This window comes from Campylobacter sp., from assembly GCF_019423325.1.
Classification (GTDB): domain Bacteria; phylum Campylobacterota; class Campylobacteria; order Campylobacterales; family Campylobacteraceae; genus Campylobacter_B.
Genome location: NZ_JAHZBQ010000001.1, coordinates 987091 through 1009509, shown reverse-complemented (window position 1 = coordinate 1009509; position 22419 = coordinate 987091). Strand labels below are relative to the sequence as shown.

The following is a 22419-nucleotide window of genomic DNA, read 5'->3' as shown; positions in this document are numbered from 1 at the left end:
CGCAACGCCAAGCAAGGAATGCAGCATATGGCTCGCATAGGGTTTTTAAGCCATGCCGATATGAGCTTACATTTCTTTCGCCGCCCGATAATGCAGGCTTTAAAAGAGCGCGGACACGAGGTTTTTGCAATCGCTCCTCGCGGCGCTTATACGCAGGATTTGGCACGCGATTTTAATGCCATAACCTACGATCTTGATCGAGCTAGCCTAAATCCGCTTACCGTATTTAGCAACACCAAAGCCCTTGCGCGCGAGCTAAAGAGGCTGGATTTGGACCTGCTGCAAACAGCTGCGCACAAATCAAACGTGTTCGGTACGCTGGCGGCTCGAGAGGCGGGTATAAAATATGTGATAAACTTAGTCGAGGGGCTGGGCAGCTTTTATATTGACGATGATATTAAAACAAGGCTCGTGCGAGCGGTATTGGAGAAGCTTTATAAATTTTCATTTTCGCAGGCGGATGCTTGCATATTTGTAAACGATGCCGATCCTGATTATATGCTATCTCGCGGGCTTATTGCGAAGCAAAAGGTCATAAGGATTAAAAGCGTAGGCGTAAATGCTGAAAGATTCAACCCCAAAATCGTTAGTGCAGCGGATCTGGGCGAGGATTTGCACGGCAAAAAGATCGTGCTGATGATAGCTCGCGCGATGTGGCATAAGGGCGTGAGAGAATTCTACGAAGCAGCAGAAATTTTAAAAGATCGATCGGATGCGAAATTTGTCTTTGTGGGCGAGGGCTTTGCGGGCAATAAAAGCACCGCTGATCCTGCGTTTTTGCGAAGTGGCGCGGTGCATTATCTAGGCGCCAGAAACGATGTGCCTGAGCTTTTGAAGGCTAGTTACCTGCTAGCACTTCCTAGCTACAAGGAGGGCTTTCCGCGCACGGTTTTAGAGGCGATGAGCATGGCGCGAGCCTGCGTGGTAAGCGACTGCAGCGGCTGCGTCGAGGCGGTGGCGGACGGCGTTAACGGCCTAATCTGCCGCACTCGCGACGCAGGGGGTCTTGCGCGAAAGATCGAAATTTTATTGGGCGATCCCGCGCTTTGCGAAAGGCTTGGACGAAACGGGCGCGAGCTGGTGCTTGCAAATTACGACGAAAAGATCGTCACGGAAAAATATTTAGAGGTTTATAGGAAATTTATCGATGTATAGGAGCTTTTTAAAACGCGCGCTCGATTTTACGGCGGCTTTGGTTTTGATCATTTTGGTTTCGCCCGTGATGGCGCTTACGTGGTTCTTGATCCGCAAGCACATTAGCAAAAGCGCGATTTTTACGCAATCTCGCCCTGGGCTTGATGAGCAAATTTTTAAAATTTACAAATTTAAAACGATGAGCGACGAGCGCGGCGCGGACGGCGAGCTTCTGCCAGACGAAGCGCGGCTGAACGATTACGGCAAAAAGATCCGCGCGCTAAGCCTGGATGAGCTGCCGCAGCTTTTCAACGTGCTAAAGGGCGATATGAGCTTCATCGGGCCGCGCCCACTGCTGATCGAGTACCTGCCGCTTTATTCGCCGCCGCAGCGCCTTAGGCACAGCGTGCGTCCGGGCATCACGGGGCTTGCGCAGGTAAACGGACGCAACGCGATCAGCTGGGAGAAAAAATTTGAGTTCGATACGTATTACGCGCAGAATTTAAGCTTTACGCTCGATCTTAAGATCGCGCTTTTAACGATAAAAAAGGTGCTTGCGAAAGAGGGTGTGAATAAAGAGGGCATGGCGACGACGGAGAAATTCAATGGGTACAACTAAAATTTACGTTTACGGCGCGAGCGGACACGGGCTGGTGGTCGCGGATGTCGCGCTAGCCGCGCGCGGAGCTAAATTTAGCGAGGTCGTTTTTTTAGACGACGCGGCAGGATTGAAATTTAGCGAGGATCTGCCGAAGCACCCCGTAATAATCGCAATCGGCGATAATAAAACCCGCGCAAAGATCCAAGAGAGGGTAGCGCGAGCGGGTTTTGAGATAGCGACGCTAATTCATCAAAGCGCCATCGTTAGCCCAAGCGCCGTCATCGGCGAGGGCGCGGTCGTAATGCCCGGCGCCGTGATAAACGCGCGAGCTAAAATCGGTCGCGGCGCGATAATAAATTCAGGCGTCGTAATCGAGCACGAGTGCGAGATCGGCGAGTTTGCGCACATTAGCCCAAACGCGGCGCTTGCGGGCGGCGTGAAGGTGGGGGCGCTTTCGCACATCGGCATCAGCGCTAGCGTCATTCAGAGGCTAAAGATCGGGCAGCGCTGCATCATCGGCGCGGGCGCCGCGGTCGTGCGCGACATAGCTAGCGACAGCGTAGCCGTAGGTGTGCCTGCTCGCGTGATTAAAAAAAATGGCTGAATTTAAAATTTATAGCATTAAAAGTGATAAAATCCGAGCATTTAAATTTAATGCCGAAAGCTAAATTTAGCCTTGCGTCGCGTGAGGTTAAATTTAAAGATTAAGAAAGGATGAAGATGGCAAGAGTATTTTTAAGTCCGCCGAATATGGGCAGCGATGAGCTTGAGTATATAAAAAAGGTATTTGAAAGCAACTATATCGCGCCTTTGGGCGAATATGTCAATCGCTTTGAAGACGCAGTGAAGTCCTATACTGGTACGCGCGGCGCGCTGGCGCTAAACGCAGGCACGGCGGCGCTTCATCTAGCGCTTCGCTGCAGCGGCGTAAAGGACGGCGACGTGGTATTGGGATCCACGTTTACCTTCATGGCGTCGCTAAATCCGATATTTTACGAGCGCTGCGTGCCGGTGCTGATAGACAGCGACGAGAGTTGGAATTTAAGCCCGAAGCTGCTTAAAGAAGCGATCAAAAAATCGCCGAAAAAACCAAAAGTGCTCGTCGTCACGCATCTTTACGGACAGGCTGCGAAGATGGATGAGATATGCGAAATTTGCGCGAATGAAGGCATTGATCTTATCGAGGATGCCGCAGAGGCGCTGGGCGGATTTTATAAGGGTAAGGCGCTGGGCGGCATCGGAAAATGCGGCGCGCTAAGCTTTAATGGCAATAAAATCATCACCACCTCGGGCGGCGGAATGCTGATTTCAAACGATGAGGAGCTAATCGCCAAGGCTAGATTTTTAAGCACCCAAGCGCGCGAGCCGCTGCTTCACTACGAGCACAAGGACTACGGCTATAACTACCGCTTAAGCAACGTCTTAGGCGCTATCGGCGTAGGCCAGATGGAGGTCTTGCCGCAGCGCGTTAAAAGAAAGCGCGAAATTTTTAAAATTTACGAGGATCTGTTTAGAGGCACCGACGTGGAGTTTATGCCCGAAGTAGAAGGCGGCAAGGGCAACAGATGGCTTACGACTCTGCTGTTTAAGCAAAAAGGCGCTCATCTAAAGGTAATCGATGCGCTAAATAAAGCCGACATCGAATCTCGTCCGCTTTGGAAGCCGATGCATCTGCAAAGCATCTTCGCAGGCGCGCTTAGCGTAGTTGACGGCACGAGCGAGGATATGTTCAGTCGCGGCATCTGTCTGCCTAGCGGCACCGATATGAGTGACGAGACGATCGAGCGCGTCGTAAAAATCGTAAAAGAAAACATCTGATGCTGTTAAAACCCACTAAATTTAGCCGCTTCGCGTTTTTTTTGCTAGGAGATATTTTTATCTCGATCCTCTCCGTTTATATCGCGTTTTTGCTGCGATTTAGCGGAGATATACCGAACGAATTCTATAAAGGCGCCCTGCTTAGCGCCTCGAGCCTTACGGCGATTAAAATTTTCTATTTTTGGTTTTTGCGGATCTATTTAGTTCCGTGGAGATTTTTCGGGCTATATGAAGCGAGAAAGCTCTTCTACGCGCACGTGATGGCGGCGCTTACCTTTTTGATAGTATTCTTTTTAGCGAGTAAAATTTTTAACCCATTCCCGCGCTCGGTCATCATCATCGATGCAGCGATCTCGTTTATTTTAATCGGTGGGATTAGAATTTCAAAGCGGATGTTTCTAAGCGAGAAGAAAAATATCACGAATAACGAGCCCTGCATCGTCGTAGGCGCTACGAGCAAGACCTTTCACGTCCTAAAAGGTATGCGGCAAAAATATATTAACTACTATCCGGTGGGCGTCGTGGACGGGCGGCCTGAGCTAGTAGGGACGTATTGCGAAAATTACGTCGTCAGGGCTAAGAGCGAAATTCCGCAGATGATCAAAGATAGCGGCGCCAAAACCGCGATCATCGCGCTGGCGCTGTATCCGGACGAGCTAAAGCAGCTCTACGACGAGCTTTTTGCGTACGGGCTAAAGGATATCAAGCTCTTTTCGCTTTTGGAGGATGAGAGCAAAAAGATCCGCGATGTATCGATCGAGGATCTGCTCGCGCGCAAGCCCAAAGACCTCGACACCAAGGCGATTGAAAATTTTATCAAAGACAAGATCGTGCTGGTAACGGGCGCGGGCGGCACGATAGGAAGCGAAATTTGTAAGCAATGCTTGAAATTTGGCGCAAAGCGTCTTATCATGGTCGAACACAGCGAGTTTAACCTCTACTCGATTAACGAAGCCACCGGCGCGGATGCGCGCAACGAGTTAAAGATGATAAACGTCGTTTATCGCCATGAGCTGGAGGAGGTTTTTGCAGAATTTCATCCCGAAGTAGTCGTGCACGCAGCGGCGTATAAGCACGTGCCGCTATGCGAGTTTAACCCGCATCTAGCGGTCAAAAATAATGTCATCGGCACAAAAAACGTAATCGATCTGTCCAAAAAATACGGCGCGAAAAAGGTTGTTTTGATCTCGACCGATAAGGCGGTGCGACCGACGAACATTATGGGCACGACGAAGCGTATCTGCGAGCTTTACGCGCTAAATTCCAACGACGCGGCAAGCGAAACGCAGATCGTCGCGGTGCGCTTCGGAAACGTGCTCGGCTCAAGCGGTAGTGTCATCCCTAAATTTAAACGCCAGATCGAAGCGAACGAGCCGCTTACCGTTACGCACCCCGAGATTACGAGATATTTTATGCTCGTTAGCGAGGCGTGCCAGCTGGTGCTTCAGGCGGCCTCCATCGCGCAGGGCGGCGAGCTTTTCGTGCTGGATATGGGCGAGCCCGTAAAGATCGCAGATCTTGCCAAGCGAATGCTGCAGCTTGCCGGCAAGGAGGAGCTGGGCATTAAATTTGTCGGTCTGCGCCCCGGCGAGAAGCTTTACGAGGAGCTTTTGATCGACGAAAACGACAAGAGCACGAAGTATCAATCCATATTCGTAACCCACTCCGCAAAATACGACCTGCAAGAGCTAAGCTCGCAGATCGAGGAGCTTTCGGAGTGCGAGGACGCGCAGGTTGCGGATAAGCTAAAGCGCATCGTGCCCGAGTTTTCGCACCGATTGAACGATATGAAGGGCACGGCTTGATCGGTATCGTGGATTACGGCGCGGGCAATATCCAAAGCGTGATGAACGCGCTTAGCTTCTGCGGCGCTAAATTTTGCCTCGCGCGTAGCCCTGAGGAGCTTTTGAGCTGCGATAAGGCTCTGCTTCCTGGCGTGGGCGCATTCGGCGAGGCGATGGATAGGCTTCGCGCAAGCGGTATGGACGCCGCGATTAAAGAATTTGTCGCAAGCGGCAGATATTTTTTAGGCATCTGTCTAGGGATGCAGCTTCTATTCGAACAAAGCGAAGAATTCGGCGCGCGCAGCGGGCTTGGAATTTTACCCGGTCGCGTCGTGAAATTTGACAAAACGAAATTTAATATTCGGGGGGCGGAATCTGGGTCCGAAAATATAAAATTTAGATCGGACGTGGCGGAATTTAATCCAGACGGGGCAGAGCCTAGCGAGCGTAGCGGGCAAAATTTTGCCCGCGCCGAAAGCCTAAAGATCCCGCATGTCGGCTGGAACAGCGCGCATTTTATCAAGCGCTCGCCGATAAATACGGGCTTGGGCGAGTTTGAGTATCTGTATTTCGTGCACTCCTATCACGTCCTTTGCGCGCGCGAGATCACGTTTGCGACGACGTTTTACGGCTATGAGTTTGCAAGCGCGATCTGGCGCGAAAACGTATTTGCCTTTCAGCCGCATCCCGAAAAAAGCCACGATGCGGGCATAAAAATCATTAAAAATTTTACGGAGCTGTGATGGAAATTTTGCCTGCGATCGATCTGAAACAAGGATGCGCCGTACGCCTTAGCAAGGGCGAGATGCAAAGCGCAAAAATTTATTCCAAGGACCCCTGTGAGCTAGCCAAAAAATTTGAAGATCTCGGCGCTAAGTGGCTGCATTTAGTTGATCTCGACGGCGCGTTTGCGGGCGAGGCGGTAAATTTCAAAGCGATCGAGCGGATCGTAAAAAGCACGCGCCTGCACGTAGAAGTGGGCGGCGGCATCCGCGACGAAGCGCGCATAAAGGAGTATTTAAGCTTAGGCGTCGATAGATTTATTCTGGGCTCGGCGGCGCTTAAAAATAGAGATTTCGTAAGGGGGATGGCGAAGCTTTACTGCATCGTCGTGGGCATAGACGCAAAAGAGGGACTCGTAGCGACCGAGGGCTGGGCGGAGCTAAGCCGCGTAAAAGCGACCGATCTGGCGCGAGAGTATGCGGACGCGGGCGTTTGCGCGATCATCTGCACCGACATATCGCGCGACGGGATGCTAAGCGGCGTAAACGTAGAATTTAGCCGCTCTATCGCGAAAGCTAGCGGCATCGATACTATCGCAAGCGGCGGCGTGAAAGATATAAACGACATAATCGCGGTTAAAAACGCAGAGCTAATAGCGGGCGTCATCGTCGGTAAGGCGTATTACGAGGGCACACTCGATCTTAAAAAGGCGTTTGAAGCTCTATAAAAACGCCCGAGCGTAAGCAAAGTTTGAACTAAATTTTAGTAATATGCAAATTTTAAAATTTAAAGGCGATGTGAGGCGATGAAAGATTTTTTTTATGAGATGATCGTAAAAAGCGCGAATGCAAGCGAGCTTTTTAAAAACTTTGCGTTTGAATTCGGCGTTACCTGCGTCGAAGAACGCGGCGAGCGTTTCATAATCCGCGACGAAGAGGATCTGCAAAATTTAAAATTTGCGTTTGAAGAGTTTAAAAAGGCGCTCGCGCGATCTCTCAATTTAGACGCCGATCTGCAGATCGAAATTTCAAAAAAGCAAAATAAAGACTGGCTCGACGAATATAAAAAAGGCGTCGCGCCCGTAGCGGTCGGTAAATTTTACGTCCGTCCGAGCTGGTGCGAAAGATCACAAGATCCCGCGCTAATCGATCTGCTGATCGATCCTGCACTGGCGTTCGGCTCAGGCCATCACGAAAGCACTAATATGTGCCTGGCACTGCTTAGCGAGCTCGCTCGCGATGGCATGAGCGCGCTTGACGTGGGCTGCGGCAGCGGAATTTTAAGTATCGCGATGAAAAAACTGGGCGCAAAGGTAAGCGCCTGCGATACCGACGAGCAGGCGGTGACCGCTACGCAGCAAAACGCCGAGAAAAACGGGGTACAGATCGATCAAATTTGGCTCGGCAGCGTTTCAAGCTTGGGCGAGCAAGCGTCTAGTTTAAGCGAGCGCGCGCTCTGTAAAGACGCGCAGTTTGATCTCGTCGTCGCAAATATAATCGCCGACGTGATTTTGATCCTAAGCGTGGATCTGAAAAAAGCGCTAAAACCGGGCGGCAGGCTCGTGCTGTCTGGAATTTTAGAAAAATATAAAGATAGGATTGAGCAGGCCTTTTCGGATTTGAATTTCGTGCAGATGAAAAAGCAAAACGAATGGCTTAGCTTCGTTTATGAAAGGAAGATATGAATAACAACCAAAACAATCAACCCCCTCAAAACGGCGGCGGAAACAATTTTTTTAATAAAAATCCGATCGGCGTTTTTATTATTTTTGCGCTTATTTTAATAGTCGTGTTTAAAGCGATATCCCCAAGCGGCGGATTTGATAGCGGTGGAGTACTCGGCTCCGTTTCAGGCGAGAGCAGAAACGTAACTTACTCCGAGCTAAAATCGCAAATCAAAAACTCCCAAGTAAGCATGGTTTCCATTGGAAGTTCCACGATTAAAGCGCAAGTCGGCAACGTAATCTACACTGCTAAGCGCGTGGATGATCCCGAGCTCGTTCAAATTTTAGAATCGCGCAAAATTCCATACGGTGCGTATAACGAGAGCAACTTTTTGACAGATCTGCTCTTTAGCTGGGTCTTGCCGCTCGTGATTTTCTTTGGAATTTGGATGTTTTTAGCCAACCGCATGCAGCGTAATATGGGCGGCGGCGTGCTCGGCATCGGAAGCTCTAAAAACCTAGTAAGCGCCGAAAAGCCGAAGGTTAAATTTAGCGATGTCGCTGGCGTCGAAGAGGCGAAAGAGGAGGTTAAGGAGATCGTAGATTTCTTAAAAAACCCCGAGCGATACATTAGCCTCGGGGCTAAAATTCCAAAAGGCGTTCTTTTGGTGGGGCCTCCCGGCACGGGCAAGACGCTGCTAGCCAAAGCGGTCGCGGGCGAAGCGGACGTGCCGTTTTTTTCGGTATCGGGCTCCAGCTTCATCGAGATGTTCGTAGGCGTGGGCGCTAGCAGGGTGCGCGATCTATTTGATAACGCTAAAAAGCAGGCTCCGGCGATCGTTTTCATCGACGAGATCGACGCGATCGGCAAAAGCAGAACCGCAGGTGGTATCGGCGGAGGTAACGACGAGCGCGAACAGACGCTAAATCAGCTGCTTGCCGAGATGGACGGCTTCGGCTCGGAATCAAGCCCGGTGATCGTCCTTGCGGCTACCAACCGCCCCGAGACGCTTGATGCGGCGCTTCTGCGTCCGGGCAGATTCGATAGGCAGGTTCTAGTCGATAGACCCGATTTTGACGGCAGAATGGCGATTTTGAAGGTGCATATGCGCGACGTTAAATTTGCTCGCGATATCGATATCGAGGAGATCGCGCGCCTTACCGTTGGCTTTGCGGGAGCCGATCTTGCAAACATCATCAACGAAGCCGCGCTTTTAGCTGGTCGCGAGGCAAAGGCGGAGGTCGAGCAAAAAGACCTGCTCGAAGCGATCGAACGCGTCGGTATCGGACTGGCTAAAAAATCACGCCGCGTAAGCCCTATCGAAAAGCGGATCGTCGCCTACCACGAAAGCGGTCATGCGCTCATCGCCGAGCTTACTAAAGGCGCGATGCCAGTATCGAAGGTAACTATCGTGCCGCGCGGATTAAGTGCTGCGGGATATACGCTAAATTCTCCGTTTGAAAATAGATATCTGCACCAGCGCCATGAAATTTTTGCCGAGATCGATACGTTTTTGGCGGGGCGCGCGGCGGAGGATGTGTTTTTGGGTGAGATCACCGACGGAGCTGGCAACGATTTGCAGCGCGCTACCGATATGCTTAAATTTATGGCTACTCAGGTCGGAATGACCGAGGCTCTCGGGCTTGCGGTGCTAGAAAAGCAGCAGTATTCCTTCCTAAATGGCGGACAGAGCATCAAGGATTACAGCGAGGTAACGGCGGTTAAGATTGACGAATATGTTCGCAAGACGCTGGATGAGCGCTATGCGGCGGTAAAAGAGACGCTAAAGACCTATGCTCCGGCGATCGAGGAGATGGTAAAGGCGCTGTATGAGAAGGAGACGGTCTCGGGCGAGCAGATCGTGGAGATCATCTCTAAATTTGAAAAAGATAACGGCATGCCTACCCGTCTGGTGCGAAATTTAGGCGCTAATGATGATATCGAAAGCGCAAAGAGCGAGGCTTAAATTTAAAGCCTCGCGCAGGGCAAGAACTTAGCGCTAAATTTTAAGAAGGTCGCGCTAAAATGCTTTACGCGTGATCCGCGGCACCGAATGAAAAGCGGTGTAAAAATAAAATTTTAAAGAGTAAGAGATGGAAGAGGAAAAGGGAAAATTAATCTACATATTGCCGAATTTTTTCACGGCGGCAAGTGCTTTTTTGGCGGTTATCAGCATAATTTCTACTATCAAGGGCAACTTCAGCGCCGCGATCTTTTATATCATTTTATCCTTGATCTGCGACGGGCTTGACGGCCGCGTGGCGAGGCTAACGCATGCGACGTCGAAATTCGGCGTGGAGTTCGATAGCCTTGCGGATATCGTTGCTTTCGGCGTAGCGCCGGCGCTGCTATTTTACTGCGCGGTCGGGCACGATTACGGTAAGGTCGGCTCGCTCATAGCCGCGCTTTACGTGGTTTTCGGCGCGATCAGGCTGGCGCGATTCAACGTCACTACGGGCACCTACGAGCCTAGCGTTTTTATCGGGCTACCGATTCCGACGGCGGCGATTACGATGGCGTTTTGGATCGGAATTTATCTAAAATATGAGCTCTCCAAAGGATTTGGCGTATTTTTAATCATCGCAATGGCGGCACTGTCGTTTTTGATGGTAAGTAACATCCGCTTTCCGAGCTTTAAAAAGATCAGCCTAAAGCGCCCCAACGCGATTAAAATTTTAGTGCTTCTAATCGTCGTATTTTTCTCGCTTTTATATCTTTTCAGGCTGGAATTTCCGGCGGTGCTCACTTTGGTTTATATCGTTTACGGTTTGGTTCGCGGAGCTTTAAATTTAAGTGCGGCTAAATTTCATAAAAAAGACAAACCCGAGGAAACGGCGAAATAATCTCAAATATTTTTATCGCCGCGATTGTTTTAAGTTTGCGCGGCTATAATTTTGCCAAATTTTAACGATTTGAAAGGACAAGCAATGGACAAAAATAAAATTATAATCTTCGATACGACGCTTCGTGACGGCGAGCAAAGCCCGGGAGCGTCGATGAATACGGACGAAAAGATCCATCTTGCGTTACAGCTTGAAAAGCTGGGCGTAGATGTTATCGAGGCGGGTTTTGCGGCGGCGAGCCCCGGGGACTTTGACGCTATAGAAAAGATCGCCGGCGCCGTTAGCAAGGCTCGCGTCTGTTCGCTTGCACGCGCTTTAGAAAAAGATATCAAGGCTGCGGGCGAAGCGATAAAGGGCGCGAAGCTTGGGCGTATCCATACTTTTATCGCTACAAGCCCTATCCATATGGAATTTAAACTCAAAATGCAGCCGCAAGAGGTCATAAAGCGCGCCGTAGAGTCTGTGCAATACGCTAAAAGTCTATGCGAGGACGTGGAGTTTAGCTGCGAGGATGCGTGTAGAAGCGATATGGGTTTTTTAAAAGAGATCTGCGACGCCGCGATAAGCGCAGGGGCCTCCACCATAAATATCCCCGATACGGTGGGCTATCTCTATCCTGACGAGATCACCGCCCGAATAGGTGAAATCGTTAAGCTTATCGGCGAGCGCGCCGTAGTTTCCGTGCACAATCACAACGACTTGGGAATGGCTACCGTAAATTCCTTAGCCGCTATCTTGGTAGGAGCCAGACAGGTCGAGTGCACGATAAACGGTATCGGCGAGCGCGCGGGCAACGCGGCGCTGGAGGAGATCGTAATGGCGATCAAGACGCGCAGGGATAAATTTGCGCCGCTTTATACCGATATAAATTTGAAAGAAATTTACCTATCCAGCCGCCTAGTCGCGAGCATTACCGGCATCGAGCCGCAGCCTAATAAAGCGATCGTGGGCAAAAACGCCTTCGCGCATGAAAGCGGCATTCACCAAGACGGCGTGCTAAAACACAAAGAAACTTACGAGATCATGCACGCCGAGGATATCGGGCTTGATAAAAACTCGCTCGTTCTGGGCAAGCACAGCGGCCGCCATGCCTTCAAAGACAAGCTGGTATCTTTGGGCTATGAGCTTAGTAACGAGCAGATTGAGATCGCGTTTAATAAATTTAAAGCGCTTGCAGATAGCAAAAAGGACGTTTTCGACGAGGATATTAGAGAGCTCGTAAACGACGAGTTCGTGGGAGCCGAAAAGACCTATGAAGTGCTAGTTTTAAGCTCCAATAGCTGCAATAAAGGACACGCTAGCACAGCGCTTACGCTAAGGTATAAGGATGAAATTTTAAGCGATAGCGCGCTTGGAAACGGCGGCGTGGATGCGATATTTAAGGCGATAGACCGCATTAGCGGCATCAGCGGTAGCCTGAAAGAATACCAAGTAAAAGCGGTTTCGCAGGGCAAAGACGCGCTGGCGAAAGTAACCGTCAAGGTGGAATTTAAAGATGAGGGCGCCATCATCGGCAGAGGACTTGACGTAGATACGATGCTAGCATCCGCAAAGGCCTACGTTGCGGCGCTAAATACATATCTGGACGCTAAGCGCTAAGATGTCGGCGTGCTCGGCGGGATTTGTTAAATTTAACGCAAATTCCGCCAGATTAAACAAATCAAAAGCAAAATTTTAATAATATTTCACACTTAAAACGTTGGAGTAGGGGGTATTGAGCCGAAACTCGTTTTAAAATTTATTTATGGAGACTTTTATGAAAAAAGTTCTTGTATTGTTATTTGCGCTTTGCGGCGCGGCTTTCGCTAGCGAGCAGCTAAGTGCTTACACTCAGATCGTTTCTTTTTCTGCAATTACCGTTGCGGTCGTTTTAGGTCTAGCCGCTTTGGGTGGCGCGTTAGGTATGGGAAATGCCGCTAGCGCGACGCTTAACGGTATCGCTAGAAACCCAAGCGTAGCTAGCAAACTATCGACTACGATGTATATCTCGCTTGCGATGATCGAAGCGCAGGTTATCTATGCGTTGGTTGTTTCATTCGTCTTGCTTTTTGCAAACCCTTTTTTGACAGAAGGCTTAAAGGCTGCTGCAAATTAATCATAAGCCCGAGAAATCGGGCTTTAAACTTATATAACTCAAGGCTTAATATCAAGCTTTAAAAATTTATGCGACCGTGGTGGAATTGGTAGACACGCTATCTTGAGGGGGTAGTGCCGCAAGGTGTACGAGTTCAAGTCTCGTCGGTCGCACCATCTATCAGAATTTCCCCTATTTTTTAGTTTTTTGAATTTTTTAAAAGCCCTATTTTTGGGAATCTTAAAATTACTCTTAAAAAATTTTTAATACTTAGAACTGCCGATTGATACATATATTTTAAGAAAAACTACTGTATATTAAAAAATTGTATAGTAGCTTTTTCTACGCTCCCGCCTTGTTAATCCTTTGAGGAAATTCTATAATCTGCCTAAAATTACTATACAAAGGAAGAAAGATGACAGAAGTTTTTACCAAAATTAAGGATAATCCAATTTTCAAATCAGACCCCGACAAAGTAGTCAGGAATTTTATTTTGCCGCAATATAAGCGCACTATGGTCGAAGTTTTAGACGATTTCATAGCCGTTAAATTTTTTATAGCTCGCTAGCTAGAGACGGAACGGTTAAAATACATAGACATTATCACTATACGCAAGGCGGCAAGTTAATCAAGGCCCTAGGTAATGCCGACGAAATAACATTCGAAGGGGCTAGAATATTGTTAATATTCATAATTTGTGCTACCAGTAAATACATGCTCTATGCTGCTCCTAGCGTATAGTTTGGGTTGCTATGGTGCATAAACATATAAGTTTTTGCTTCATTGCCGTTTATGGCAGGTATGGTTACTTTTACAAATTCACCTTCTTTTAACTCTCTACTAAGCGAGATTGTAAAATTCATCTTTCCTGCTTTTTCTACCGCATTTGCATTTGATACATTTACTGCTATCTCATATGCTTTGTGTAGGGTTATGTCAAGACACTCTTGGTATGGATTAAAGTCTTCTATAATAAGGCTATCATTTACTATAAGCTTATTATCAATTAATTCATATTTTATATTGTCTTTTGTTTTATATATGTTTGAGCCTTTTTCTATTTGAGTGCCGTCAGTTAGTTTGCGACCATGAAAATATACTTGTCCTTTGCCGTCAGAGTCTTTTATGGTGTCTTTGCCGTCGGCAAAGTATGTATCATAGCCGGCTCCCCCAAGAAGCAAATCGTTTCCGCTTCTGCCTTGAAGCAAGTCATCTCCACTACTGCCGAACAATACATCGCCTTTCCTGTCGCCAAATATAGAACCACTTGGCTCACCATTAATGTTTAAAATTTTTCTAGCTTGTGCCGATAATGGTCTTGTATAAATAGAACCATCATTATTCCTAACTTCTATAAAGCCATTTGAAGTAATATTTATATTATCGTTATCTTCTCCATATATTTTCTTAAATATACTTCCCAAATCCCAATCAACAAGAGATAATGCCAAATTTGCACCAGTAATTATCCAACCTTGCGGTGTCAATAATGCCGCACCAGCAATAATTGCATCTCCTAACGCCCCAACCATTTGTTTCATTTTACTTTCACCCATAGTGCTATCAATTAACACATTTCCTGCTGCGGTTTCTACAAACAAAACAATAGCCCTAGCTTTGCTTTTTAAAATTTTCTCGGGTATATCAGTGAAATTTTCAGCAATACTATAACCACTGCTTGCACTATTCCACATTTTACGAATATTTTTTAAATTATCTTTACTATTTTCAGAAAGATTGAATTTAGTAAATTTTTCAATAATAATTTTTTCAGCTTTATCCAAAGCAACTCTTGCTTTCGCTTCTCTGCTACCTGTTGAATTCATCGTTCGCTCCTTGTGTTATAAAAATTTTTATCAAAAATTCCAAAGCTAGTTTTAGCATTTGAAATATTTAATTTCACATTTTCTAAAAAGTATTTTTTAAATTCTTTAAATTCTTTGTCGTTGCAAATCATAATATTCATCACTTTTCCATTTTTGCTGTAAATGGTAAGACAATCATAAACGCTATCATTGATTTTGCCACCATTTATTGTATGAGTTATGATTTTTGGAATTGTATAAAATACAACGATAAGTGCAAAAATAAAAAACAAAATGATAGGCTCATTAAATGCAAAAATTGCGTATATGTATGTAGAAATAATAATCAAAAGTAAAATTTTGGCAACTAGTGAAATTTGTTCGCTTCCATCTCTAAAATCAACGCTAAATTTAACATTTTTAATATTTTTTACTTGCATAAAATCAAAAGATTTATCATTTTTAATTTGGCTTATCATTTCATTTTTCAGAATAAAATAATTTTTGCCCAAAAATTTCATAATGTAAGGAATTGCTACCATAAGAGATAAAATCTTAAAACCATTGACTTTTTCTGGTTTTGCGATACACAAAATAATAAAAGCTAAAATCATTAAAAATATACCAATCAAATTTACTTGTGGTTTGTAATCTTTTATAATAATCGGCTCTTTATCATAATCCCTTAAATTTTTGTTTTTATTAAAAACATCGTTTACCAAATTTGATCCTTTTTATAAAATTTCCTAGTAAATTCAATCTCGGTCAGTATCGTTTGATACTGAATTTTATGAATTTACAAATTTAAACTCGCTATTGCTTTTAAATTCAAGCAACAAGTAAATTTAAATTTGCAAATTCTTTTAGGGCCTCAAAGCCGTTATTAGCTAAGCTTCCATCTCTTAGTAAAGTATGATTTCCAAATAGTTCGCTTCCGTTTGTTATGCTATTTGTGATTAAAGTTTTATTGATTAAAATTCCGTCATTTTTATCTATCCAAGAGGTATTTTCTGCGAATTTGTTATTATCTAGGTCGAAGTATGTTTTACCGTTTTTTCTTGATATTGTTTTTACTCCGTCACTGTTTAAGTCAATTTTTGGCATTGCCGCCTCCTTGTAAATTTAGATTTTTATTGAAATTGTTGTTTTTTAAAGTTTGGTATTGCTCTAAAATCGCATTATAATAGTAATCGCCATTATATGAAAAATCATTAAAAACGATATTTTGGAGCGTAGGTCTATTAGTAGGAATATATTTAAAATAATATTCTCTCCCATATGTTTTTTCAAAAAATCTTTTTTTGTTAGTTGTCAGTAGATTATGGGTAACGCAAAATTCTGATATTTCTTTATTGACAATAACATTTGCTAAAAGCCAAGAAAACATAATATTTGATACAATGACTATGTCGTTTTTTGTATCGTGATATTTTAAGACTTTTTTATTTATAAATACAAAATCTGAAAAAAGTATATGCTTATTTTCGCCAATATAAACTAAATTTTCCAAAAATTTACCATTTTCATCAATAATGTATTTTTCATTGAATGGATAAAAAGGTTCTATTTTTAAAATTTCATCATTATCAATTATCTCTTGTGCGTTTTGCATAGGCGTGTCGGCATTACAAATTTTAGAACCTAAATTTAGTAAATATTCTAAATTTAATCTTTTATCAAGCTTGAAAAATTCGCATTTGTCATCAGGGTATTTGTCTCCATTGCAAAAATAAAATCTTATTTCAGCAAAGTCATTTATATCTCTATGGATATTTTTCATCTTTTTTATATCTTTTGCTGGATAATTGTCTAAATAGTGAATTTTTTGTAGAAAATCTTTTATATAAAAATTAATTTTTTCATGCTCGGTTGCTGTTTTAAAATCTATCTTGTTTTCCAAATATTTTACTTTATCGTATTTGTCAAACATAGCTTCTAACTCGGCAGTATGCCTTTTGTCGTCTTTATAAAGTTGATAAGTAAATGAAATAATAAGACACAAAATAAAGATTATAAATAAAATTTTAAATAATTTTTTCATATTTTTCCTTTCAAATTCAAAGTTTAACTTGCGAATTTAAACTCGGTCAGTATCGTTTGATACTGAATTTTATGAATTCACAAATTTAAACTTGCTATTGCTTTTGAATTCAAGCAACAAGTAAATTTAAATTTGCAAATTTGATATTTGGATCTGTTTGATCTGAATTGCCCTCGGTTAAATCCAAAATCCATGGCAGTCTTTTTTATACCACAGCTTGTTAATTGTTCAATCCCCTATACCCCGCCCATGCTAGCTCTGCATATGTTTTTAGCGCCTCAAACTTTCTCATTTTCTATCCTTTCTGAAGAATTCTTCTATCATCTTTTGATTACATATATCCAAATACTTCTCCCTGCCACTATCGCAAAAATCTGTACTCCCGGGATTGCCGCCATATGCCCTTATGATTTCACCCGCTATCCCTTGGTATCCAATGCTCATATATACGTTATCTGCTAGAATTTTACCGGTATATCTATCTTTGATCACGGCACCGTAGTTAAAATCAATATATAACATATCTGTCAATACATTAGGTTTTATGTCGGGCTTTAGTTCTAAGAGATAATATAGATCTTCCGCTACGAGCTCGATAGGCGCTATCTCATCTTCATTGATTTCTTTGCGAGCTACGCATTTGTCTTTGTAAATTTGCTTGAGATCTTTCATATTGTATTTTATGTAGCTTAATATTTTAGACGGTTTTATATCTATCATCGAGGCGTTTCTGTCATCAAGTAACGATTTTATCTCTCTGATTATCTTATCATCACTTTCATGATTTGGTTGCAGTTGATTAAAAAATATATTTAATTCTTCATATGTTATCGGGATACTCTTTAAAAAGCCACTTGTGCTTAACTTGGCTGATAAAAAGCACTCTTTTGCGGTATAGTCATCCAGATAAATTCTAAAGTATTTACCGTTTGTAATAGGATTCTCGCTTTTTTCTTTGTAGTCTATAAAATTTACGTAGCCGTTTATCAAAGATATGAAATTCGCATCGGTCGTACTTGCAGGGAAATTTAGCCAATTGGTTGGATCTATCAAAGGAAAACCGCTTCTATTCCATTTGACTATTTCTCTTTCTCCTGCATAGTAAGCGTGTATGGCGGGCTTTTCGTAGACACTTATCTTGGCATATTTAAAATCATAATAAGCCATAACAACTCGAAGTAGGATAAAGTCGCTAAAGAAAACCAAAAACCAAACAAAAAGCCAAAGTAGCTTGCGTTTGCCTTTAGGGGCGATTAGGGCGACAAAAAAGCTTATGGTAAAAAAAGCGGGTATTATGAAAAGAAATACTATACTGCGCATATCTAACCCTTATAAAAATACATATGCAAATTTGTAAAGCCCAAAAAGCTTCTTTAGTAGCAATATTTTATTGCTCTATATCTTAGCTCGTCATTAAATTTCATATAAATTCATCTGCTTAAATTTATATGAAATTTTAAAAACTAGCTTGAGTATCTTAAAATTATTTTCGGTTTTTAAGTCTTTTTAGCTCTTTAAGCTTCTGTTTTAATTGGGCTCTTTATAAACGGAATTTCGATGCATTCTATACGAAAGGGGATTAAAATTTTATAAAACGGCGTTTGAAATTTTGTTTTTATCGCCGCGACAAACGGGCGGGTTGATCCGCGATTTTTGGCATAAAAAAAAGCGCTTAAAAGCCTCGCGAGCTGAAGCGGAATTTAGACGCAACGGCGGCGTTTTGCTTTGCAATTTGAGTTAAAATTTGATATGATTGTACGAAATTTATATTGAACGGCTTTTTAAAATGAATAAATTTATAACCCAAAAAATAGGCGCGCTCGCGGGCTTTAGCGATGAAATTTTAAAAATTTTAGCATCGTTTGACGCGGATGCTTCAGGTGCCGAGCTCGCTTTGCAAATTTCAAAAAACGCCTCTCTTGCGGATAAAATTTTAGATTTAGCCTTTTGCGGTTTGTCTAAATTTAGCGCCGAAGGGCTCGCGAGGCAAAATTTCGCCGCTACAGATGAGCGGTACGATCTCCAAAGCACGGAGCCCATAGGATGCGGCTTGCAAGACGCTGCGAGTGAGCAAGAGGACGCAAGTTTAGCGGGGCGGGCCGATAGTCTTAAATTTAATCGCCCAAATGACGCAAACGACGCGAACTGCAGCGACGAGAATTTTAAATTTAACCCCTCGCAAGCAGCGAGCGATACGCAGCGGCAAAATCAGCACGCCGCTGCGAGAGCTGATTGCGCGCTAGGTTCGAGCATCTCTACGCAAGCCGCACAAACGCAACAGCAAGAACGAGAGCAGGAGCAGGGGCAAGCGCAGCAGCAAAAACAGGAACAAGAATGGGGCAGAGCGCAGGAGCGAGGGCAAGAGCAGGGCACCGCGGCATTAAAGACGCTAAATTTACAGCGAGCTTTTGAGCTTTATGGGCGCGAGCAGATGCGGGCGTTTTTTCTATTCGCCGTATTTGACGAGATGCTAAGGCCGAGCCTGCAGGCGTATCGCATCGATCGCGAAAAGCTCACGCAGGTCTCGCTGCTGCGAAATCTGCTTATGTTTTCGTGGATCAAATCCTACCCGCAGATAGAGCAAAGCATCCTCTCAAGCGTGATTTTAGTGGAGTTTGGACGGGTTTTTATCGACGAGCAGGTGTGTGCGGCGGGCAAGGCGGAGGAATTTTACCACGCCATCAAGGGCTCGATCTTTCCGCAGGATTTTACCGATGTGGAGATGAAATTTTGCGGCACGAACCGCGAGAGTGTCTCGCACGCGCTATTTGCGCATTTCGGGCTAGAGCAGATCGCGCAGGACGCGCTGTATTCAAATGCTCTCGACGACGCGCCTTTTGAGAACAAATCCCGCTATGCAATGCTAAAGATCGCCAAAACCGCGGTCAATATCTACCATCACTTCGACGAGCTTAGCATCGACAACGCTTTAAATTTACTAGTCGAGTTCGGCTTCGAACAGGAAGCGTTTTTAGAGGCGAAAGGCGAAATTTCGATATGAAAGAGTTCCTGCGCGCCTTTAACTCGGGCGTATTTGAAAAGGATCTTAGCGGCGAGCAAAAGGAGCTCGTGCGTAACCTCTTAAATATCAGCGCTATCAGCGCGCACAAGGGCAAGCTCTACCTAAACGACGGCTATGTTTTCGGCAGGCTCGACATCGCGCGCGACGGCACGGGCTATCTGCAGAGCTTCGACGACCGCTTCAAGGCAGATCTCATCATCGAAAACAGATATTTAAGCGGCGTGCATCTGGGCGATCTGATCCTAGCAAAAATTTTAAGCTCAAGAAAGTCCCGCCTGCACGCAAAGGTGCTGATGTGCGTCAAGCCCGCATTTTTAACTAGCGTGGTTTATACCAAAAGCTTCGGGCGCGAAATTTTAGGCGTGAACGTCAAAACCGGCCTCGCAAATCCGCTCAAAGCCACGCAAAAATCGCTAAAGCAGCTGCCCGCAAACACCCTTTTAAAGATCGATAATTTAACGAACGAGATCACCGAGGTGATCGGAAACTTATCCGATCCCTTCGTCGATGAGAAAATTTCTTTAGCGATCTACGATAAAAACGACGAATTTAACGAAGCGTGCAAGCAGCAAGCCGCGAGCTTCGGCAGCGAAGTGGACGAGGCGCTGTATCCGCAGCGCGTGGATTTGCAGCATCTGCCCTTTTGCACCATCGATCCCATCGACGCCAAGGACTTCGACGACGCGATCTATTTTGACGTAAAAGAGCGCACGCTTTACGTCGCGATCGCCGACGTGAGCGAATACGTAAGCGAATACTCGCCGATCGATAAGGAGGCGAAATTTCGCGGCTTTTCGATATATTTTCCGCACAGATCCGTGCCGATGCTGCCGCGCGAGCTTAGCGAAAACATCTGCTCGCTGATGCCGAATCTTCCGAGACTAGCCTTTGTTTTTAAAATCGCTTTGGATGAAAATTTAAACCCGCAAAAGCAGGAGCTTTTCGAAGCGATTATAAGATCAAAACGTCGCTATAATTACGACGAGGTCGATGAAATTTTACGCACCCGCAAGGCGTGTGAGCCTGAAATTTTAAGCTGGCTCTTGCCGCTTAATGAAATTTGCGAGCGACTGCGCCGCGCGAGGCTGAAGCGCGGATTTGATTTCCGCACCAAGGAGCTTCGCATCACGCTTGATGAGCGCGGTTTTATAAGCTCCACTCGCTTTGAGACCGACACCCCGTCGCATAAGCTCATCGAGGATTGTATGCTGCTAGCCAATAAAGCCGCTGCGGCGCGCATCGAGCGAGGCGTTTTTAGAAATCATGGCTCAGCGGAGCTTAAAAAAATTTACGCTCTGCTTGACGATCTGGCGCTGTTCGGTATCGACGCGCCGTATCAGAGCAACCTTGCTAAGATGATCGGCGAAATCCAAGCGCAAGCTGATGCCATGGGGATCCGCGAGGAGGTCGATAAGCTCATCATCAAGGCTCAAAAGCGCGCCGAGTACGGATCCGAATCGCGCGGGCATTTCGGGCTCGGATTTGATAACTACACGCACTTCACAAGCCCGATTAGGCGCTATTCCGATCTCATTTTGCACCGCTTGCTAAAGGCGCAGATGAGGGGGGATGAGAAATTTTATAATTACCTGCTTTTAAACATCGACGCGACGTGCGCGCGGCTAAACGAGCTAGAGCGCGAGGCGGACAAGGTCGCGTTTGATTTTATGGACCGAAAATTTGCGCGCTGGGCCGCGGAAAATTTAGGCAAAAAATTCCGCTGCTACATCGACGAAAACGGAAATTCCGTCACCGCAAAGCTAGACGACAAGCTAAAGGGAGCTAAAATTTTAGTTTCAAATTTCGCCGGCGACATTCTAACGCCCGTGCTGGTGGAGCTTACGGACGCAAACATCGCTAGCGGAGTGATCTTAGGCAGGGTGGTAAAGAAGATCTGATGTATAGAAAAGAATTTGACGGGCTTATCGCAAGCGGCAGGGTGCCGAATTTCGTGCTTTTGCGCGGCGGAGACGATTTTTCAAACGAGCTTTACGCGCAGCGATTGAAGCAAATTTACGCAGCCGATAATTTTTTGAGTTTGTATTTTTTAGAGTATGATTTTGAGCAGGCGCGAAGCTTCTTGGAGCCTTCGCTTTTCGGCGGTAGTAACACGCTTCACATCAAAACCGCCTCGCTCATCAAGAAAGAGGAGCTACGAAGGCTCATCGCGCTGTGCAAGGCGGACGCAAACAACCACCTGATCTACGAGCTAAACGATAGCGAAATTTCTGTAAGCGCGGATTTTATCAAGGAATTTGAACGAAACGAAGTGAGGTTTTTCAAACCCTCAGGCGTGAATGAAGCCATAGCGCTGCTTGCGCAAAAATGCGAGATGTGCGGGCTTTTTGCAAACACCGCCGCGCTTAGCAGGATCTACGCCATCCACAACGAAAGCCTGAGTCTGAGCGCAAGCGAGATAGAAAAATTTGCAAGTCTGGGGCTTGAGCTTAGCCTGCAAAACGTAAATTTAATGGTTTATGGCCTTAGCGAGGTGAGCTACGACGAGCTTTTTGATAAAATTTTCAGCCTTTGCGATTTTCGCGTAGATTTTTATAAAATGGCTCTGGGCGGCGGATACAACGAGATGGAGCTGATAAATTATTTCTACCGCCTGATTTATAGAATTTTTCGGCTGCATGCTTACGTGAAAATAAACGGCAGATTTGATTTTAAGGCGGTTTTAGGCTATCAGCCGCCCCCTTCCGTGGCCGCACAGATGCAGCGCTACGCCACCAGCTTTTCTACGCGGACGTTTTATCAAATTTTCGCTCACTTAAACGATTTGGAATTTGAACTCAAAAGCGAAAAGAACGCGGCGAAAGATGAACTTTTACTTGCGTCGTTTTTGAGGTTGCAGCGCATGCTGCTAAGTTCGCTAGGACAAAAAGCAAATATTAAGTGAAATTTTAG

Annotated in this window: 21 protein-coding genes and 1 tRNA gene; 17 read left to right on the top strand and 5 right to left on the bottom strand. The window is 45.3% G+C overall.

Annotated elements, in window-relative coordinates; all coding sequences use genetic code 11:
* Positions 1-27 precede the first annotated feature (27 nt).
* The 14 genes from QZ367_RS04580 to QZ367_RS04515 all read left to right on the top strand — a co-directional run bounded on the left by QZ367_RS04580 (position 28) and on the right by QZ367_RS04515 (position 13209).
* Positions 28-1155 carry a glycosyltransferase family 4 protein gene (locus QZ367_RS04580; protein ID WP_291937996.1) on the top strand — a complete coding sequence of 376 codons (1128 nt, stop codon included), beginning with the start codon at positions 28-30 and terminating at the stop codon, positions 1153-1155.
* On the top strand, positions 1148-1753 hold the full coding sequence (gene pglC / locus QZ367_RS04575; protein ID WP_291937994.1) for an undecaprenyl phosphate N,N'-diacetylbacillosamine 1-phosphate transferase: 606 nt from the start codon (positions 1148-1150) through the stop codon (positions 1751-1753). Before QZ367_RS04580 ends, pglC begins: the two co-directional genes overlap by 8 nt.
* The gene (gene pglD / locus QZ367_RS04570) at positions 1740-2339 is read left to right on the top strand and encodes a UDP-N-acetylbacillosamine N-acetyltransferase (protein ID WP_291937992.1); all 600 of its coding nucleotides are present in this window, start codon (positions 1740-1742) and stop codon (positions 2337-2339) included. The genes pglC and pglD overlap by 14 nt, the downstream gene beginning before the upstream one ends.
* A 116-nt stretch (positions 2340-2455) precedes the next feature.
* Positions 2456-3553 carry a UDP-N-acetylbacillosamine transaminase gene (gene pglE / locus QZ367_RS04565; RefSeq protein WP_291937990.1) on the top strand — a complete coding sequence of 366 codons (1098 nt, stop codon included), beginning with the start codon at positions 2456-2458 and terminating at the stop codon, positions 3551-3553.
* Positions 3553-5358 carry a nucleoside-diphosphate sugar epimerase/dehydratase gene (locus QZ367_RS04560; RefSeq protein WP_291937988.1) on the top strand — a complete coding sequence of 602 codons (1806 nt, stop codon included), beginning with the start codon at positions 3553-3555 and terminating at the stop codon, positions 5356-5358. Before pglE ends, QZ367_RS04560 begins: the two co-directional genes overlap by 1 nt.
* The gene (hisH, locus tag QZ367_RS04555; RefSeq protein ID WP_291937986.1) at positions 5355-6080 is read left to right on the top strand and encodes an imidazole glycerol phosphate synthase subunit HisH; all 726 of its coding nucleotides are present in this window, start codon (positions 5355-5357) and stop codon (positions 6078-6080) included. The genes QZ367_RS04560 and hisH overlap by 4 nt, the downstream gene beginning before the upstream one ends.
* Entirely contained in the window at positions 6080-6787 is a 708-nt protein-coding gene (gene hisA / locus QZ367_RS04550) for a 1-(5-phosphoribosyl)-5-[(5-phosphoribosylamino)methylideneamino]imidazole-4-carboxamide isomerase (RefSeq protein ID WP_291937984.1), read from the top strand. The genes hisH and hisA overlap by 1 nt, the downstream gene beginning before the upstream one ends.
* A 78-nt stretch (positions 6788-6865) precedes the next feature.
* Positions 6866-7744: a 50S ribosomal protein L11 methyltransferase gene (locus tag QZ367_RS04545; RefSeq protein WP_291937982.1), complete on the top strand. Its 879-nt coding sequence runs from the start codon at positions 6866-6868 to the stop codon at positions 7742-7744.
* Positions 7741-9690: an ATP-dependent zinc metalloprotease FtsH gene (ftsH, locus tag QZ367_RS04540; RefSeq protein WP_291937980.1), complete on the top strand. Its 1950-nt coding sequence runs from the start codon at positions 7741-7743 to the stop codon at positions 9688-9690. The genes QZ367_RS04545 and ftsH overlap by 4 nt, the downstream gene beginning before the upstream one ends.
* Before the next feature lie 127 nt (positions 9691-9817).
* On the top strand, positions 9818-10567 hold the full coding sequence (gene pssA / locus QZ367_RS04535; protein ID WP_291937978.1) for a CDP-diacylglycerol--serine O-phosphatidyltransferase: 750 nt from the start codon (positions 9818-9820) through the stop codon (positions 10565-10567).
* Positions 10568-10651: 84 nt separating this feature from the next.
* Positions 10652-12166 (top strand): 2-isopropylmalate synthase, encoded by a 1515-nt coding sequence (locus QZ367_RS04530; RefSeq protein WP_291937976.1) that lies wholly within the window; start codon positions 10652-10654, stop codon positions 12164-12166.
* A gap of 157 nt (positions 12167-12323) precedes the next feature.
* A complete protein-coding gene (gene atpE, locus QZ367_RS04525; RefSeq protein WP_291937974.1) occupies positions 12324-12662 on the top strand; it encodes an ATP synthase F0 subunit C in 339 nt (112 codons plus the stop codon).
* A gap of 70 nt (positions 12663-12732) precedes the next feature.
* Positions 12733-12817: transfer RNA gene (locus QZ367_RS04520), tRNA-Leu, on the top strand.
* 239 nt (positions 12818-13056) lie between these two features.
* Positions 13057-13209 carry a hypothetical protein gene (locus tag QZ367_RS04515; protein ID WP_291937972.1) on the top strand — a complete coding sequence of 51 codons (153 nt, stop codon included), beginning with the start codon at positions 13057-13059 and terminating at the stop codon, positions 13207-13209.
* A 151-nt stretch (positions 13210-13360) separates the two neighbouring features.
* On the opposite strand, the gene QZ367_RS04510 is transcribed toward QZ367_RS04515, so the two are convergent.
* The 5 genes from QZ367_RS04510 to QZ367_RS04490 all read right to left on the bottom strand — a co-directional run bounded on the left by QZ367_RS04510 (position 13361) and on the right by QZ367_RS04490 (position 17807).
* Positions 13361-14467: a hypothetical protein gene (locus QZ367_RS04510; RefSeq protein WP_291937970.1), complete on the bottom strand. Its 1107-nt coding sequence runs from the start codon at positions 14465-14467 to the stop codon at positions 13361-13363.
* The gene (locus QZ367_RS04505) at positions 14464-15168 is read right to left on the bottom strand and encodes a hypothetical protein (RefSeq protein WP_291937968.1); all 705 of its coding nucleotides are present in this window, start codon (positions 15166-15168) and stop codon (positions 14464-14466) included. Before QZ367_RS04505 ends, QZ367_RS04510 begins: the two co-directional genes overlap by 4 nt.
* A 106-nt stretch (positions 15169-15274) precedes the next feature.
* Complete coding sequence (locus QZ367_RS04500) at positions 15275-15550, bottom strand: hypothetical protein (RefSeq protein WP_291937966.1); 276 nt, start codon at positions 15548-15550, stop codon at positions 15275-15277.
* Positions 15537-16487, bottom strand: a complete 951-nt coding sequence (locus QZ367_RS04495) for a hypothetical protein (protein WP_291937964.1) — start codon at positions 16485-16487, stop codon at positions 15537-15539. The genes QZ367_RS04500 and QZ367_RS04495 overlap by 14 nt, the downstream gene beginning before the upstream one ends.
* 288 nt (positions 16488-16775) lie before the next feature.
* Positions 16776-17807, bottom strand: a complete 1032-nt coding sequence (locus tag QZ367_RS04490) for a hypothetical protein (protein ID WP_291937962.1) — start codon at positions 17805-17807, stop codon at positions 16776-16778.
* A gap of 466 nt (positions 17808-18273) precedes the next feature.
* On the opposite strand from QZ367_RS04490, the gene QZ367_RS04485 reads away from it, so the two are divergent.
* The 3 genes from QZ367_RS04485 to QZ367_RS04475 are packed head-to-tail and all read left to right on the top strand — an operon-like array spanning position 18274 to position 22411.
* Positions 18274-19488 carry a hypothetical protein gene (locus QZ367_RS04485; RefSeq protein ID WP_291937960.1) on the top strand — a complete coding sequence of 405 codons (1215 nt, stop codon included), beginning with the start codon at positions 18274-18276 and terminating at the stop codon, positions 19486-19488.
* Positions 19485-21407, top strand: coding sequence for a ribonuclease R (locus QZ367_RS04480; protein WP_291937958.1), 1923 nt, complete (start codon positions 19485-19487; stop codon positions 21405-21407). Before QZ367_RS04485 ends, QZ367_RS04480 begins: the two co-directional genes overlap by 4 nt.
* Positions 21407-22411 (top strand): DNA polymerase III subunit delta, encoded by a 1005-nt coding sequence (locus QZ367_RS04475; RefSeq protein ID WP_291937956.1) that lies wholly within the window; start codon positions 21407-21409, stop codon positions 22409-22411. Before QZ367_RS04480 ends, QZ367_RS04475 begins: the two co-directional genes overlap by 1 nt.
* Positions 22412-22419 lie beyond the last annotated feature (8 nt).